Origin of the sequence: Sphingomonas trueperi (assembly GCF_011927635.1) — a bacterium.
GTDB classification, from domain to species: domain Bacteria; phylum Pseudomonadota; class Alphaproteobacteria; order Sphingomonadales; family Sphingomonadaceae; genus Sphingomonas; species Sphingomonas trueperi.
In genome coordinates this window covers 83,196-99,057 of the sequence record NZ_JAATJB010000011.1, presented here as the reverse complement: position 1 = coordinate 99,057, position 15,862 = coordinate 83,196, and the positions used below count along the sequence as shown (strand labels likewise).

At 62.9% G+C, this 15,862-nt stretch carries 11 protein-coding genes and 1 pseudogene; 6 read left to right on the top strand and 6 right to left on the bottom strand.

The window, feature by feature from the left end:
* Window positions 1-23: 23 nt before the first annotated feature.
* The 3 genes from GGR89_RS16055 to GGR89_RS16045 all read right to left on the bottom strand — a co-directional run bounded on the left by GGR89_RS16055 (window position 24) and on the right by GGR89_RS16045 (window position 6,604).
* Complete coding sequence (locus tag GGR89_RS16055) at window positions 24-4,247, bottom strand: strawberry notch-like NTP hydrolase domain-containing protein (RefSeq protein ID WP_066521743.1); 4,224 nt, start codon at window positions 4,245-4,247, stop codon at window positions 24-26.
* Window positions 4,248-4,328: 81 nt separating this feature from the next.
* Window positions 4,329-5,183 (bottom strand): DUF7146 domain-containing protein, encoded by an 855-nt coding sequence (locus GGR89_RS16050; protein ID WP_066521740.1) that lies wholly within the window; start codon window positions 5,181-5,183, stop codon window positions 4,329-4,331.
* Window positions 5,184-5,299: 116 nt separating this feature from the next.
* Window positions 5,300-6,604 (bottom strand): replication protein RepA, encoded by a 1,305-nt coding sequence (locus tag GGR89_RS16045; RefSeq protein ID WP_037456189.1) that lies wholly within the window; start codon window positions 6,602-6,604, stop codon window positions 5,300-5,302.
* A 548-nt stretch (window positions 6,605-7,152) separates the two neighbouring features.
* Here GGR89_RS16045 and GGR89_RS16040 point away from each other — a divergent pair.
* Together GGR89_RS16040 and GGR89_RS16035 are read left to right on the top strand one after the other, a co-directional pair.
* Window positions 7,153-8,355 carry an AAA family ATPase gene (locus GGR89_RS16040; RefSeq protein ID WP_037456192.1) on the top strand — a complete coding sequence of 401 codons (1,203 nt, stop codon included), beginning with the start codon at window positions 7,153-7,155 and terminating at the stop codon, window positions 8,353-8,355.
* A gap of 267 nt (window positions 8,356-8,622) precedes the next feature.
* The gene (locus tag GGR89_RS16035; protein ID WP_007406427.1) at window positions 8,623-9,600 is read left to right on the top strand and encodes a ParB/RepB/Spo0J family partition protein; all 978 of its coding nucleotides are present in this window, start codon (window positions 8,623-8,625) and stop codon (window positions 9,598-9,600) included.
* A gap of 35 nt (window positions 9,601-9,635) precedes the next feature.
* On the opposite strand, the gene GGR89_RS16030 is transcribed toward GGR89_RS16035, so the two are convergent.
* Window positions 9,636-10,520: a DUF4238 domain-containing protein gene (locus tag GGR89_RS16030; protein ID WP_066521739.1), complete on the bottom strand. Its 885-nt coding sequence runs from the start codon at window positions 10,518-10,520 to the stop codon at window positions 9,636-9,638.
* A gap of 12 nt (window positions 10,521-10,532) precedes the next feature.
* On the bottom strand, window positions 10,533-11,459 hold the full coding sequence (locus GGR89_RS16025; RefSeq protein ID WP_007406383.1) for a hypothetical protein: 927 nt from the start codon (window positions 11,457-11,459) through the stop codon (window positions 10,533-10,535).
* 279 nt (window positions 11,460-11,738) lie between these two features.
* Here GGR89_RS16025 and GGR89_RS16020 point away from each other — a divergent pair, with 279 nt between their 5' ends.
* From GGR89_RS16020 to hmpA, 4 genes are all read left to right on the top strand, one after another.
* Entirely contained in the window at window positions 11,739-12,941 is a 1,203-nt protein-coding gene (locus GGR89_RS16020; protein WP_037522307.1) for a tyrosine-type recombinase/integrase, read from the top strand.
* 319 nt (window positions 12,942-13,260) lie between these two features.
* Window positions 13,261-13,740 carry a group III truncated hemoglobin gene (locus GGR89_RS16015; protein WP_125972951.1) on the top strand — a complete coding sequence of 160 codons (480 nt, stop codon included), beginning with the start codon at window positions 13,261-13,263 and terminating at the stop codon, window positions 13,738-13,740.
* Entirely contained in the window at window positions 13,733-14,008 is a 276-nt protein-coding gene (locus GGR89_RS16010; RefSeq protein ID WP_004206958.1) for a TehB family protein, read from the top strand. Before GGR89_RS16015 ends, GGR89_RS16010 begins: the two co-directional genes overlap by 8 nt.
* A 39-nt stretch (window positions 14,009-14,047) precedes the next feature.
* Window positions 14,048-15,259 carry an NO-inducible flavohemoprotein gene (hmpA, locus tag GGR89_RS16005; RefSeq protein WP_125972953.1) on the top strand — a complete coding sequence of 404 codons (1,212 nt, stop codon included), beginning with the start codon at window positions 14,048-14,050 and terminating at the stop codon, window positions 15,257-15,259.
* A 404-nt stretch (window positions 15,260-15,663) separates the two neighbouring features.
* On the opposite strand, the pseudogene GGR89_RS22375 reads toward hmpA, so the two are convergent.
* Window positions 15,664-15,792 (bottom strand): annotated as a pseudogene (locus tag GGR89_RS22375) (IS110 family transposase); the annotation flags it as partial.
* Window positions 15,793-15,862 lie beyond the last annotated feature (70 nt).

Here is a 15,862-nt window from a genome sequence, read left to right as displayed (position 1 = left end):
CGTCCTCATCGCCGGAAGACCGGTCAGGGCGAGCCCGAGACGATCCGCCCGACGATCTCGGCTGCCGTCGGTACCGGCACGAAGACCCTGGTCCGGTACTGGATCACCTCGGTGAAGCATCCGATCGACTTGAGCCAGGCGAGCTGCGCCGGCGGCGCACCCACCAGCTCGATCCGGGGTGATCCGTTCACGAGGGAGCGCTTGATGCACATCGGGAACGGCCGTGCCAGATCGACGCTCCGGCCGGTCAGCGCGGATTTCACGAGGTCGGTGGGCGGGAGATTGTCGGTCCGGTCCAGGCCGAGCTTCGTGAAGAGCTGCACGACGTGATCGTCAAACACCAGGCGGCCGAGCCAACTGTTGCCCTCCTTGTCCGCGATGCGATTGACGACGAGGTGGTCGTTGGGAAGCGCGGACCAGATCGGGAGAAGGAGGCCCGTCGCAAGGCGGATCGTTTCCGTATCGACTTTGTTGGCCGCCTCCTGTGCTTCTTCCAGCCACTTCTCGGAGAAGAGCTGGCGATCGATGGGGCTCCAGGCGCTTTCGAACAGCTCTTGCTCGCGCATATATTCGCGCCGCGTGGGACGGATGAGTTCGAACCGCGGGATCGGTGTGCCCTCCTTCTCCTCCATGAGGGCGCGGGCGCGGGTCTGCAGCGCAACCATCCCGGACTTGGCGTTCATCAGATAATCGGCGGTGCCGTCATTGTCGGCGATGCGCAGGACCCGCTCAAGGGAGACCGGCGTCCGCCGCCGAGCGATCTCGATCGTGAGCAGATGAGAGGTCGCGCCACTGACCGGGTCGGTGCGCAGCACGGTGTCGTCTATGAGGGTCGCCGTATCGACCAGGATGGTTTCAACGCCGACATCGAGCCGTCCGGCCTCGCGCGCGGCCGATACGCGCGTCTCGACGAGTGCGAGGAACTCGTCGAAGATCTTGTTCTGCAGCGCGATCGGCAGCGCCAGGATGCGGTTGAGCCACCGCTGGATCGGCGGGAGGTCGTCCTTCATGACGCCGTCCTTGTCGCAGAGCTCGAGACCGGTGCGCTTCTCGAACTCGGCATGGGAGACGCTGGTCAGCTTCCCTCCGACGAGCAGATGAAACCAGCTCACCAGGGCCGCGCAGGCATATTCACTTTCGAGATTGTCGGCGGGATCGAACAGGTTCTGACCACCCGTCTGGCGTTGACCGCGGGTGAGCGCGCCCAGGCTGTCGAGCCGGCGGGCGATCGTGCTCGTGAAACGGAGCTCGCCCTTGCAGTCGGTCGTCACCGGCCTGAACAGGGGTGTGCTCGCCTGATGGGTGCGATGGGTCCGGCCAAGGCCCTGAATCGCGCGATCGGCCCGCCAGCCGGGTTCGAGCAGGAGATGAACGCGCTGCTGCTGATTGGGGACGTCTCGAGAGGCGTGATAGGAGCGCCCAGTGCCGCCCGCATCGGAGAAGACGAGGATCCGCTTGCGACCCTGCATGAACGCGGCGGCCTCGGCCTGACTGGTCCTGGTCGAGCGACTTTCGAGCTTCTGCCGTCCATCGCCGGTCGAGACGAGGCGCTTCGTGCGCCCGGTCACCTCCGCAACATTATCGTGACCGAAATGCTCGAGGATGCCCTCCAGCGCCGACATGATCGGCGGAAGGGCGCAGAGATTCTCGATGAGCTGGGCCCGCGCCGCTTCGGCCTCGGGATTGTAGACGGGGTTGCCCGCCTCGTCTTCCATCGGAACCGAGCGCTGCGCGCCGGTCTCGTCGGTGAAGATCCGCATCTGACGGGTCGGGAAAGCGCGCTCCAGATAGTCGATCATATATTCCCGGGGCGAGAGGTCGATCTCGAGGTCCGCGCGGTCGTCGGGGCTGAGCGCGCCTAGTCTCCGGTCAAGAATGGACTCGGCCGTCGTGACGAGCTGCATCACGACTGACTGCCCCGCGGCGAGATGCTCGTGGACCGCGGCGATGACGGTGGGGAGCTTCATGGAGAGCAGAACCTGTCCGAAAAAGCGCTGCTTCGTGGACTCGAACCGCGAGCGCGCGGATGCCTTGGCGCCGCTGTTCAAAGTCGCGTTCTCAAGCGCATCGACGATGCCGGTCAGTTCGAGCGCCTTCTCCAAGTTCTGGTGAATGATCGACCACGCGTCCGCATAGGTGTCGTAGATCTCGATCTGCGCGGCGGTCAGCTCATGGCGCAGAATGTCATATTCGACACCTGCGAAGCTCAGTGCGCGGGCCATGTAGAGGCCGGTGGCCTTGAGATCGCGCGCGACCAGCTCCATCGCGGCGATCCCGCCTTTGCTGATGCTGCTGATGAACTGCTCCCGGTCGGGGAAGGCGGTCCCTGGGCCCCAGAGCCCCAGTCGGACCGCATAAGCGAGGTTGTTGACGACAGAGGCGCCGGTGGCTGAAGCATAGAGGACGCGGGCCGCGGGCAATTGGTTCTGGAGGAGCACGCCGCAGATTCCCTGCTGGGATCCATCCTTGGTGCCGAGAGCGCCCTCCCCACCCGCAACGCCGCCCATCTCGTGGGCCTCGTCGAAGGCGATGACACCGTCAAAATCGGCCCCGGCCCAGTCAACCAGCTGCTTCAGGCGACCGTAGTCACCACGCATCGAACGCAGCGTCGGATAGCTGACGAACAGCACGCCCTGGTCGAGGCTGATCGGCTCATCGATCTTCCAGTTGGAGATGGGCTGAATGTCGCCGTTAAGGCCGCCAAGGGCCGTCCAGTCGCGTCGCGCGTCTTCGAGGAGCGGCGCATTCTTCGAGACCCAGATGTTGCGGCGGCGGCCCTGGAGCCAGTTGTCGAGGATGCAGGCCGCGATTTGACGACCCTTCCCCGCCCCCGTGCCGTCGCCCAGGAAGAAGCCCTTACGATAGGAATGGCCGTCTTCGGCCAGCACGAGGCCGACACCCTCCTTGTCGGGTCTGAAAGTGCCTGGGATCCACTGGGTCCAGGCATGCCCCGCGTAGACGACCGTCTCGAGTTGGGAGGCGGAGAGCAGCCGCTCGGCGACGGTGCGCTCGGGCAGCGCCGGCACATACTCTGGGACCGGCGCCGGGATCGAGCCCATGGCGACAGATTCGACGAGCGGCGTTGGATGCTCGCCAGCGCTCGCGAAGCTGATACGGCTCGGTCGATATGGAAGATAGACGCCGCTCTGCTCGAGCAGCGGCGCCGGCGTCTCAAGTTTCGCATATTCGACGGGGAGCACGTGGTTGCGTGCCGGGGCATGGTAGGCGCGGGGCGCCGGACGGCTGCTTTTGACGGCCCGGAAGAGCGAAACTCCACCTGAGCGCTTCGGCGCCGACGCTCCGCGATCGGGCTTCGCCGACGATCGTTCGGGGATGATCAGGATATCGAGCAGCTCGGCAACGGACGAACGCTGGATGAGCGCGGGGGGCGACCGGCCGGGGACCTTGTCGATGACAAACAACCGCACGGCGATCGAAGTCCCATGCTTCAGGTAGCACTTCTCGAGACGGACGGCCGCCAGGACGCTCACGTCGCGCAGGATCGTCTCATATTGCTCACGCATGCGTGCGCTCGGGCCAAACCAATCGGGCATGATGGCAACGAGCCGGCCGCCCGGTTGAAGACGGCGCAGCGCCGCTTGCAGATGACGGACTGCGGCATAGTCGTCGGCGCCGCGGCCGACCGACCTCGAAAAGGGCGGGTTCATCAGGATGAGGGTTGGTCGATCGACGCTTGCGAGGGTGGAATTGATGGTCGCACCATCGTGCCCGGTGATCGATGCTGAGGGGAAAGCCGCCTTCAATCGGCCACGGCGGAGCGGATCGAGCTCGTTCAGATGGAGCGATTCGACGTGACGGAGCTGCGCGACCAATAGGCCGTTACCCGCGCTCGGCTCGAGCACGATGTCGTCGGGCTGGACGTTGGCGAGAAGCGTCATAACCGCAGCGATGTCGACAGGTGTCGAGAATTGCTGCCATTCGATCTGATCCTCGCTGCGAACCGTCTGAGTGGGCAGGCGATCGGACAAGTCGATCAGCGCGCGGACGTCGCCGAACGCCGCAATTTTTTGGGCGCTCGACTGAAGATGGATGGCAAGGGCATGCTCGAGGAGTTCAAAGCTGGCGCGTTGTGTCCAGCGACCGTCGGCATCAGAACCGCCGAAGGCCTTGGTCATCGCGTCGTTGAGGTGACGACGCTGAATGGCCTCGTCGGAGCGCAGACGGGGTAGAAGGAGGCGCACGGCCTCGCGCTCAGCCTGGGCGGCCGCTTCGAAGAGATCGGACATGGGTGTGGTCTCCAGAGTGGGCTGCACCCTCGGCAGCGACACCCTTTCGATCCCCCTCCCCTCTCCTCCGGCGCTTCGCGCCTAGACGCGGCTCTGCTGCGCTCGGGCATCGAGCGCCTTTGCCCAATCCTTGTAGATTGGCGGCGGGGGCGCGCGTTCGATGATGAGGCCCGACCGGGCGTAATGCGCTTGGGCACTTTCGGCTGCCCTGCGCCCTTCGGAATCGTTGTCCTCGGCGACCAGGAGCGTTGTGACCGTGGGCGGAATGACGAGCTGGTTGAGCCGACGTGCGCCGAGTGAAGCCCAGCACGGGAGGTTGCTCAGGCGCGCGAAAGCGTCGGCCGTCTCAAAGCCCTCGGCGATGGCAAGGGTGTTGCCCCCTGCCCCGCCCCGCCAAGCGCCGTGCCCCGGGGCGCCAAGCATGACCTTGCGCGTGTAATGGGCGGTGTCGGGGTTCAGGAATATGCGTTGAATTGCGACCAGACGGTTTCCCTCGCGCACCGCTACCAGGAGAGCGGGTTCGAAGATCGTCTTCGGCTTGGGCAGGTAAGGGCAACGCGGATGGAAGCGAAGATCGCGTGGTGGTGGGAGGAGGTTCCGGCACTGGAGGTAGCGCTCGGCAAGGGTGCCCGGAACGTCGACCGCCTCATTCCAGATTCTTTCGACGTTCATCGGCCGCGGCGAGTCCGCCAAGGCGGGTGGCGGATAATGGCGACCCGGGCGAACAAGGCGCAGTTCACGCAGGACGTCTTCGCGCGAGCATCCTGCGAAACAGGTGACGAGAATGCAGCGATCCCCTTGCCGAATCGACAAGCTTGGATCGCGATCGCTGTGTGCGGGACAGCGGCACATCGCGACATTGCCGCTCCACGTGCCGCCCAGGGCCCCGACAATGTCGACTATCTCCTGCGATGGCCGTCTGGCTGTAAGCGGCATAATTCTACCTCCTGCTTACACGCTCGGCCCCTCCTTTCCTCTTTTCGGTCGGTCTGAGACTTGGAGACAGATTCAGCCTGCGCTCGCCTCAACGCGAACGGCTCGGAGATCATCGGTTAGTCGTCGCTTCGATTCGCGCGGCGTTCAGCATAGGCGACGACGAACTTCTCCCAGATCCGCAGCCACTCTGAATCGGTGCGCGGCCGGCTAAAATCGGGGCATCCCTTGCGGAATGCAGCCGCCATGTCATCCACTGACCACGGATGGCCCTTGGTCAGCGCGATCTGGCGGAAGACGGCCTCACGCGTGCCGTATGAGAGAGACCCGGCGGGGAACGGAAGAGTCGGCGCATCGTCCTTCGCGGGCGCGGACTTCGCTGCATGGGCCGGTTTGACCGATGATCTCGGTGCCGTTTTCGGAGCCTCGCCCCCGACGAGTCGAAGGTGCGGCCCCACGAGCTTGCGCTCCAGCGGTGCCGGTGACGGATGAAGAATGACCTTCCGCCCGGAGAGATCGACATTTGCGTTGGGATAGACCGCCGACACGATCTGCATGGTTTCGCGGACGGTCTGTCGGAAGCGCTTGCTGTCGGCCTCGTTGCCAAGGTGCTTGGCGAGCTGGTCCCATGAGATAACCTGGCCCTTGTCGGATCCAATCCGCGGGAGCCGGTAGGCAAGGTAAGTGTAGAGATCGAGCGCCGTTGGCGTACCCTTGAGCTCGCGGATGGCGATCTCATTGAGTGGCACGGCATGGTCGATGAGGTGCGAGTAGAACGCCTCGGACATACGGATTTCGCGCGCGAATGAGCCGTTCTTGTCGAGCGAACCGGCATATTCGTTGGAAATCTTGACGTCCCGGACAGCGAAGGCGTTGTCTTCCGTGTCGGTGCCGTCCCAGCGGATCTGCCACTCGCACGCCAGCAGCCGATCCACCTGCTCTCGCATCAGGTTCGCCGTCCCGCGTGGTCCATAAGACACGGTCTGGTAGCCAAGGCGGCGCATCCACTCGGTGAAATTGCGGCCAAGATAAACGTCCCGCGATTGCTTCATGACCGCCTGAGAGAGGAGGTAGATCAGGGCAACGCGTGGATAGGCGCCATAAGGCACACCAAGGCTTCGCATGACGGACTTGCCGTCGACATTCTGAAGCACTGGCCTGGGATTGATGGCCAGCGCATATTTGCCGTCCTCACGGACGATGGGCTGAGTGTCGTCCTTGGGCCGCTTGGTTGGCAGCGACATCGCACAAAGCGCGGAGTGGAGGAAGGCAGGAACCGGTTCTTCGTCCTGGACGCGCAGGAATGCGTCCAAGGTGAGCTGGGTGCCGGCGGTGGTGGCGAGCTTGCGGACGCTCTCCTCGCCGCCGTTGAGCATGGCTAGTGCGTACTGATGCCCCAGCGGCCTATGCTGATCCCCATTCATGGTCTGCCCTTCCCCCCGAATCTACCGGGGGCTGTGATGGGCATGTCTCAACAGGTTTGAGGCGTGAAATCAACCCCGTTGGCAGTTTGGGAGGGGAAAAGGCCGCGAGAGTTGCAGAAACACCGATGATGTCGGTGCCGTTCTGCGCCCTCCCCCTGCCCTCCTTCACCCAAAATCGAAAAATCAAAACGATTCGCGAATCGGTTTTTTATAGGGTGATTCTAGTAATAGGTATGGGCTCTGAGATCATCGGTCGACTCGCACCGAGATCATCGCTGATACGCACCGAGATCATCGCAAAGTACCGAGATCATCGGTGGTTATCCACAGGTAGCCGTTTGTCGCCACAATCCCAGCGCCAGACTTTGCAGCAACACGCAAAGGCACGGAGATCATCGGTCGCAGCCGCCGCCGATTGGCCAGAAAGCGCGCACATGCGCAAGGGGCTCGGAGATCATCGGTCAACTTGTAAGTCTGGTGGCCATTTTCTTGCTCGAAACCGCCAACGTGGCTATCATGGCGCATCAAACCCACAGAAGCGGACTGAGATGGCTACCGACCCCTCCCTAGCACAGCCGGACGACCTCATCGAAGGTGGTCTGGACGTGCTCCACAGAAAGTCGTTGACGATCCTCAAGCGCATTCGTGACAGCGCGGTTGATCCCGAAACCGGTCAGAAGAAGGGTCCGACCTTCCCGATTTCGAAAGCTGCTGCACTGGTCGGGCGGACGGCATCTGCTGTCCGGGAAGCGGAGCGCGACGGCCGCCTCCCCGCTCGAGGGCGGACGGGCTCCGGGCATAGGCTGCAGTATACGCTCGAAGAGCTTGATCATATGCGCGAGGTGTTTGGAACGCGTCCCTGGCGCGAGCCAACCGATACCCCGGCGATCATCTCGGTCTGCAACTTCAAGGGGGGCGTCGGCAAGTCGACGATCGCGCTGCATCTCGCCCAGCATTTTGCCATCAAGGGCTACCGGGTCCTGTTCATCGACTGCGACAGCCAGGCGTCTTCAACCATGATGTTCGGCTATCGCCCCGACGTGGACCTCGACGAGGAAGACACGCTTTACGGGCATTTTCACAATCCGGAGCTGCTTGGCGTTCGCAAGATTATCCGCAAGACGCACTTTCACAACCTCCACCTGATCCCGTCGAACCTGCGACTTTATAATCTCGAGTATGAGATCGCCGGGCACATGGCGCGAAATCAGAACATGGAGATCATCGACCTGATCGCGCAGGCCATTGATGAGGTGGTCGATGACTATGACGTCGTGATCATGGACCCGCCGCCGGCATTGGGCATGGTGTCGATGGCTGTGCTCCAGGCCGCTAACTGCATGGTCATTCCGGTGCCGCCGAGCCTTGTCGACTTCGCCTCGACGGTATCTTTCATCGACATGACGCGAACGACGATGAAGCAGCTCGAGCAACTCGCGGGGCGGGGAAGGCCGGCCTACAACTTCATCCGGCTGGTCGGCAGCCGCGTGGACGAGAGCAAGTCGATGCACCGGGAGATACTGTCGATGATGCGGCAGGTCTTCGGTGGCTCAATGACGCAGTCGGTGATGGTCACCAGCGCCGAAATCGACAATGCCAGCTCCAGGATGAAAACCGTTTTCGAACTCGACAAGCCCGTCACGTCGCACGAGGTCTACAACCGCTGCATGAAGCATCTCAGCGACGTTTGCCAGGATATTGAGCAGGACGTTCTGCGCACCTGGGCGAGCAGGGCAGGGGGCCGAATTTAGGGAGAGTTGCCACGTGGCAACTCCGATATTTCTCACGTCGGCGAGCACGGGCAATCGGGGAGTGAGACGAAGCCGGATCACCGAGTTGCCACGTGACAACAAAGTGGAAGAACCCAATAGAAGCAATATGTTAGGTAGGAATACCATGTCAGATCGCACACGGCAGGAACGTCAGTGCAAGCGCCTGGGGGCGGCGCAGTTGCCACGTGGCAACTCTGGCCTGTTGGCACCCGTCGGCGAGGGCAAGAGAGAAGGAGAAACGGGCCGATGAGCAAGGGCAACAAGGGCTTCGGCTCGATGTTCACAGAGGGGCTCGACGACGAGGAGAACCTCGATAAGGCGACCCCTGCGGACGGCATCATGGCAAGTCGCAGCCAGACGCTCGCGCGCATCGCGACGGGGAAAACGGTCGCCGACCGGACGGAGTGGGTCGATCCGGAGCGGTGCCGCCCATGGCGGATGCACAATCGCGATCTGGATCATTTGAACGAAGATAGCTGCCGCGATCTCATCGACTCCTTCCTCTCCGCCAAGAAGCAACGGATCCCCGCTATCGTTCGGCGTCTGAAAGATGACCCGAACTTCGACTTCGAGATCATCGCCGGCGTCCGCCGTTGGTGGACGGTGAAATGGCTGCGAGCGCATCACCACCCGGAGTTCGAGTATCTGGTGACGATCCAGAGTGTCACGGACGAGGAGGCGTTCCGGGTTTCAGATGTCGAGAACCGCTCGCGTAAGGACATCTCGGATTGGGAGCGGGCCAAGGAATATACGGTGGCGCTCGCGGAGTTCTACGAGGGCTCGCAGTCGCAGATGGCCGAGCATTTAAACCTTTCCAAGTCGTGGCTGAGCCGGCTTCTCGACGTTGCGCGCTTGCCCGAACCAGTTGTCGCGGCGTTCTCCGATACGCACGACATCACGGTACGCGTCGCGCGTGACATCAAGCCGCTTACCGGAGATCCGAAGGCGCTGGCGAAGATGCGCGAAGAGGCTGAACGCATCGAGGAAGAGCGCAGCCAGAAAGGCTTGAAGCTGAGCGGGCCGGAAGTCGCGAAGCGGCTCGTGAAGGCGACTGTCGCGCCAGCCGTGAAGGCTGCCGCCGAGAAGGAGATCACCGGCAAGGGGGGCAAGGTCATCCTGCGCTACACGAAAGCGCGGGGAGGGGGGCTGACGATCAAGGTGCCGCCGAAGGCTGAGGCGTCGCCCGCCGAGCTTTTGAAGGCGATCGAGGGGCTGCTGTCGTAGGGTGATGGAGCGCGGCGTCTGGCGAGGTCGCCGCCTTATATGGCGTCCCGCTTATATTTGTCGGCGATGCTCTGCGTCACGGAGTGGCGGCTTCGCAGGCCGAAGTTCGCGCGGATGAAGTCGCCGGCTTGACGCGTCCTCGCGCCTACGAACGCCTGGGCATGTCCCACGGTCGACCGGTTCTGCCGCGTGATCAGTTCTCGCTCGGGTAGGCTCACGATCCGATTTGCCAGCGTAGTGGACCCGGCAGCAACGAAGAGGGTCTCCGGTCCGATCGGAAGAGTGACATAGGATGAGGCACTACCAAGCCAGGCGAAGCTGACCGGCACGTCGAGCGGCCAATCGGAGACGAACAATTCCCGGCGATTGTTCGTCTTGATTATGCGCCAGTCCATGTTGATGAACGCTCGTCCGCGATCCGCGTCGTCGATGACCAAGCGCAGGACTTCCATCTGAAGCGCGCTCACGGCCTCGGGCGGCAGCGCCCCATCTTCGCCGCGCAGCACGGACTTCGCGGCCTCTGCGCTTGCGAGAGCGCCGACGGCGTCCTTCATGCCGCGCATATCCAGCGGTGTCCGGAACCACAGCGACATGACGAACCGGCCCCAATCCGAGCATTGCGCGTCGCTGAGCGAGTTGACCTTGCCGTCGAGGAGCAGCGCGTGAACCTTGGCCGCAGCGTCATCGATCACCTGCATGAACAGGGTTTCCATCTGCTGGGCATGCTCGGGCGGGAACCCGATCGTCTTGTACAGGTCCCGCTCGAAGCAGACGCTCTTGGGTGATGCAGGACTGCTCTCGATCTCCCCGATCCGATTGCGCCGATAGCGCAGCAGGGTGTCGCCATCCTTCCACTGGTCGAGGAGGAACTGCGGGATGAAGTGATGCCGGGACGGAGGGTTCTGTGGCTTGGATTGCACGGTGTCTGTGGTTCAAGAGGGATGAGCAAGTGAGGCGAGTAGCTTGCGCGCGCCTTGCGGGGTGACCTTCAACAGGCGCGCGACAGCGGCCGGCTGAAGGCCCGGATAGGCAAGCTGCAGGCGGGCAAGGAGAGGGGCCTTGCTCCGCTTCGTGACGGCCAGATCGGTCTGGATGCGCGACGCCGCACGCTCGATCGCGTCGAGGTCGCGCAAGCCAGCATGCGCCGTCCGACCGATCGCCTGGGCCAAGGTCTCTGCCAGATCGGCGGGGGAGGGGGGCAGAAACTTGGACATCAGGATGAACGAGGGGATCACGCGGGTCGTGAAGCCAGCGCGGCACAGCATCCGCGGTACGGCGGCGGCGATCAGCCAGTTTCGATCGCGTCCACGGGGAGGCAGCTCGAGAGCGCGACCATCGACGCTGACGACATCCCAGCTGCCTGGTGCCGCTGGTTCGGTCAGCGCGAACAGCTGGAAAATGCGGTTGGCGACAGAGAGGAGGTCACCGGAAGGGAAGGGGGCGTCCGCCACGGTTCGCAGCTGTCGCCACATCGGCCCGAAGTGCGCCAAGTCTTCGGCCGCATAAACCTTCGCCTCGGTGCGGTCATCGAGTACCGTACGGAGCACGTTGAGCGTGGCGCGGCCGAGCGAATCCTTGAGATCCTCGTCGCGGCTGAGCGCAAGGTGGAAGACGGCGGCAACCGAGATCGGATCGTTGAGGCCTTCGGAAGCGCGGGGAGGGGGTGTGCGGCCGGCGATCCAGTCCTGCAGGTCGCGCACCGCGATCGGCACGCCGGCGAGGCCGGCCAGGACGGTGGCGCCTTCCAGGCGCGAGCGCGCGAGAAAGATGTCGGCGCATGGACTACCGTGCAATCGGCCATCGAGGCGCCCGAGCAGGAGCAGGCTGTCGTCGGCGCGCAGGTTGTCTGTCCGCGTCATAGGATGGCGACAATGCCATGGCGGGAAACCAAAGTCAGCAGTTCGTTTCTACATCCGTGACCTCCCGAAAGTGGACATTCGATAATTGCAGTTATCATATAAGCGGATTTGACGCCTTTCTATAAGGTGGGTATGTGCATCCCGGCGGAGGGCAGGGCATTTGGACACTGAAAAGACGATATTCTGGTCATGGCAGAGCGATTTTGATGGGCGCGTGACGCGTGAGGCTATCTATGGGGTCGAACCGCACAGCTTCGACCAGATTGTCGCGCTGTCCAGATGAGCCTCCCAGCGCCCATCAGCAGCCGGCGAGGCCGACAGGCCGTCGACCTCGCCTGGGAGGTGACCAAGCTGAACTGTCGATCGCCAATCACGATCAACGCCGAGCTGATCGCCGCCTATCAGGCGGCATCCTCGCCGCATTCCCTGCGCGCGCTTGCCAGCGACATCGAGGCGTTCGACCATTGGTGCCGCCGAAACGGGCGCGTGACCTCGCCGGCGACTCCCGAGACGGTCGCCGACTATCTCGATGCCCGGGCAGGGCAGGGGGCGAAACCCGCCTCGCTCGGTCGCTACAAGGCGTCGATCGCCAAGATCCACCAGCTGCTCGACATCAAGGATCCCACCCAGGCCGAGCTGGTCAAGCTGCGGCTCCGCGCGATCCGCCGGGAGAAGGGCAGCACGCAAGCCCAGGCGCGGCCGCTGCGGTTCAAGGGGCCGGTGCGCAATGTCGAGCGGGACGCACCCCGGGGGCTTAATGTGCGGGGGCTGCTTGAGGCCTGCGCGGATGATTTGCCGGGGCTCAGGAATCGGGCTTTGCTGTCGGTCGCCTACGACACGGGCTTGCGCGCCTCCGAGCTGGTCGCGGTCGAGGTCGAGCACATTGTGGACGCCATCGATCCCGAGGCGCGGCTGCTGACGATTTCGCGCAGCAAGGGCGATCAGGAGGGAAAGGGCGCGACCGCGTTCCTCAGCCCGCGCTCGGTGCGGGCGATCGCCGCCTGGACTGCGGCTGCCGACATCGAGGAGGGACCGCTGTTTCGCCGGGTGCAGGTGCGCCGCTACAAGGCGCGGGCCGCGGTCAAGGGGCGGCGGATCGAGACGATTTCTGGCCGCGAAAGCTGGGATCTGCGCAAGACATTGCCGAAGTCGGCGGTGCCGGCGCGCACCGAATATGATGTGGGAGAGGGGGCGTTGCACCCCGGTTCGATCGGGCCGATCTGGCGGGCAATGATCCGGCGCGCCTTCGACAAGGGCGCGCTGAGCGACCTCACCGCCGATGATCTGGCGCAGTTGCTCAAGGGCGTGAGCGCGCATTCGACGCGGGTGGGCTTGAACCAGGATCTGTTTGCGAGCGGCGAGGATCTGGCGGGGATCATGGATGCGCTACGCTGGAAGAGTCCCCGGATGCCGCTCGCCTATAATCGCAATCTGGCGGCAGAGCAGGGTGCCGCCGGCCGCTTGATCGCGAAAATCGGGTGATTAGATCTTGAGCTGCGCACAATTAGGTATTTGTGACGGTGTTTGAAAATTCCGAGTGCGCCAGATCACGCGGATTAGCGTTCCAGCGAATGTCCTACGGAATCGGAAAAGAAAACCCGCCCGTCTTTTGACGGGCGGGCAAGGAAAGGTGCCTACGTCTCACCGAGACTCCTTCGGGTCGCTGGCTGATGCTATGCCTTCGTGTTTCGGATTCAAGGCTAAACTAGCGGGGCTGAGCAGTTTCTCAGGCTGTGTACATCCCCGCGACCGACGACCTGGAAATATGCGCTAGCCTTGCGTTTATGCGCAATCATGATCGATGTATTATATATACATGATTGGAGCGCGAGTCGTGGACGGTGTCTCGAAAATCAGAGAAGAAGAGCTGACTCCTTTGGTGGAGGAATTTTACGCGCGGGTCCGCGCCGATCCCGCGCTTGGGCCGATTTTCAACGATGCGATCGATGACTGGCCGGAGCATCTTGGGAAGCTGACTGCGTTCTGGTCCTCCGTCATGCTCACCAGTGGCCGATACAAGGGGCAACCGGTGCCGGCCCATTTGAAGCATAAGGCCAGGATAACGCCCGCGCTGTTCGAGCGCTGGCTCGCACTCTGGGTTCAAACGACCAATGACAGGATGACGCCCGAAGCGGCAGCGGCGCTACAAGCGAAGGCGCGGCGCATCGCCGAGAGCCTGCAACTGGCGATGTTCTTCCAACTGGAGGAACGGAGTGCTGCATCGGTCGCCAACGCGGAAAGTAAGGATGCCATCGAGCGACCAGGGCAAACCCATGGCTGAAATCTTGCCTTACCGTTCCACGCCGGTGTTCAACCAGGACACTCTGCCGGCTGCCTTGCGCGCGCGACATGACACGAAGGCTGGTGTTTGGGGCGTGATCCGGGTTTTGGAGGGCGAACTCCGGCTAACCTACCTCGAGCCACCTTCGGAGATCGTCCTGACGCCTGACCAGCCTGGCTTGATTCTCCCTCAGCAACCGCATTTCGTAACGCCGACAGGGCCGATGAAGATGCAGGTGGATTTTTACGATCACATTCCCAAGCTCTGACATTCCGGGATTTTCAACGCATTCAAAAAGGAGAAGTTGATGACGCAGCCCCTCAGCGATCAGACCATTGCGCTCGTCAAGGCGACCGTCCCCGCGCTCGAAGCGCATGGCCTCGACATCGTGAACGAGATGTATTCCCGGATGTTCCAGAACCCGAACATTCGCGACCTTTTCAACCAATCGCACCATGGTGATGCCGGTTCGCAGCCGCGGGCGCTGACCGGCGCCATTCTCGCCTATGCGAGCAACATCGAAAATCTCGGTGCGCTTGCCCCGGCGGTCGAGCGGATCGCGCAGAAGCATGTCGGCCTGCAAATTCTGCCCGAACATTATCCGCACGTTGCCGAGGCGCTCCTGGGGGCGATCAAGGCGGTGCTGGGGAATGCGGCCACCGATGAGATTCTCGCTGCCTGGGGCGAAGCCTACTGGTTCCTGGCCAACATCCTGATCGCCCGCGAGCAGCGAGTCTACTCAGAACAGAAGGATGCGACCGGCGGATGGAATGGCTGGCGCGATTTTCGCGTCGAGGACGTCGTGCGTGAGAGCAGCGTCATCAATTCCTTCGTTCTGCGCCCCGTTGATGGCGGGGCCGTCATGCGGCACAAGCCCGGGCAATATCTGACCTTCTGGCTTGAAATTCCGGGACATCCGCCAGTCAAGCGCAACTATTCGATTTCAGCAGCCCCCAACGGCGAAACCTATCGCATTTCGGTCAAGCGTGAGCCGCTTGGTCTTGCGTCAGGCTGGCTTCATGATGAAGCCAAGCCGGGCACGGTGCTCAAAGTTGCCGCGCCTGCAGGCGAATTCTTCCTGGCAGCGCATGTCGAACGCCCGGTGATCCTCCTGTCGGGCGGCGTGGGGCTGACCCCGATGGTGGCGATGCTCGAAACGCTTGCTGAGGGCGAGGCGGGAGTCCCCGTGCACTATGTCCACGGAACTCATGACCGCGACACCCACGCAATGCGTGATCATGTTCGCGCTGTCGCTGGGCGGGGCAAGTCAATCACCGTCACCGATTTTCATCAGACCCCGCTCGAAGATGAAGTCGCAGGACGGGATTATGACGTCGCCGGCATCATTACCGATGAATGGCTGGTCGCCAACACGCCTGTAGGTGAGGCCGATTACTATATCTGCGGACCACGCCCGTTTCTGCGGCACGCCGTCTCGACCTTGTCGCTGGCTGGCGTCCCATCCGACCGCATTCATTACGAATTCTTCGGTCCGGCGGACGAATTGCTCGCCGCCTGACTGAGCGCGGAGAAGGGCGACATCGCCCTTCTCCGCGTCTACTCAAACCGCCATGTCGGGGGCGTCACATAAAACGGGCACAGATATACGCTCTCATGACTGCCATCCGAGACGCTGGCCGAGTTTACTCCTTCGCTGGCCTCGAGACCAGCGGTCGCATTGACCTTGGCGGGTGTGCCGCGGGCGCCTGATCGACGACGATTGATCATGCTCTCATCCGCGGGTTGATTACCGCACTACCCGTATCCGTCGCTGGGCCTATCCTCCGTATAAGTTCGGGCGTCGGACGAACCTGCCCCACCGTACACCGTGGATTGCCCATCACAGTCGGGTGCCCGCGGCACGTCGGCCAAGGCTATGCAGTTGGTGCGCTGGCGCCTCCTCTCGTTAATGTCGTGGGTGGATCAGCCGGCTATCGCCGGCGACACCCGACGGGCGATGTCCCAGGCATAGCCGAACAGTTCACGCGCGATCGCGGTGGTCACCTTGGGCTGAGGCTTGCCCGTGGCCGCCAGGCGACGGTAGCGCTGGCAATGGTTCCGTTCAGCGAGCCCGAGCTGATCGCCCAGGAGATCATGCGTCTCGTCGATCGATCCCGCGCCG

Coding starts and splice junctions, on each gene's coding strand:
- GGR89_RS16040 (WP_037456192.1), top strand. CDS start 7,153: ATGGCTACCGACCCCTCCCTAGCACAGCCGGACGACCTCATCGAAGGT.
- GGR89_RS16010 (WP_004206958.1), top strand. CDS start 13,733: ATGGCTGAAATCTTGCCTTACCGTTCCACGCCGGTGTTCAACCAGGAC.
- hmpA (WP_125972953.1), top strand. CDS start 14,048: ATGACGCAGCCCCTCAGCGATCAGACCATTGCGCTCGTCAAGGCGACC.
- GGR89_RS16045 (WP_037456189.1), bottom strand. CDS start 6,604: ATGAATGGGGATCAGCATAGGCCGCTGGGGCATCAGTACGCACTAGCC.
- GGR89_RS16015 (WP_125972951.1), top strand. CDS start 13,261: ATGTATTATATATACATGATTGGAGCGCGAGTCGTGGACGGTGTCTCG.
- GGR89_RS16025 (WP_007406383.1), bottom strand. CDS start 11,459: ATGACGCGGACAGACAACCTGCGCGCCGACGACAGCCTGCTCCTGCTC.
- GGR89_RS16035 (WP_007406427.1), top strand. CDS start 8,623: ATGAGCAAGGGCAACAAGGGCTTCGGCTCGATGTTCACAGAGGGGCTC.
- GGR89_RS16050 (WP_066521740.1), bottom strand. CDS start 5,183: ATGCCGCTTACAGCCAGACGGCCATCGCAGGAGATAGTCGACATTGTC.
- GGR89_RS16055 (WP_066521743.1), bottom strand. CDS start 4,247: ATGTCCGATCTCTTCGAAGCGGCCGCCCAGGCTGAGCGCGAGGCCGTG.
- GGR89_RS16020 (WP_037522307.1), top strand. CDS start 11,739: ATGAGCCTCCCAGCGCCCATCAGCAGCCGGCGAGGCCGACAGGCCGTC.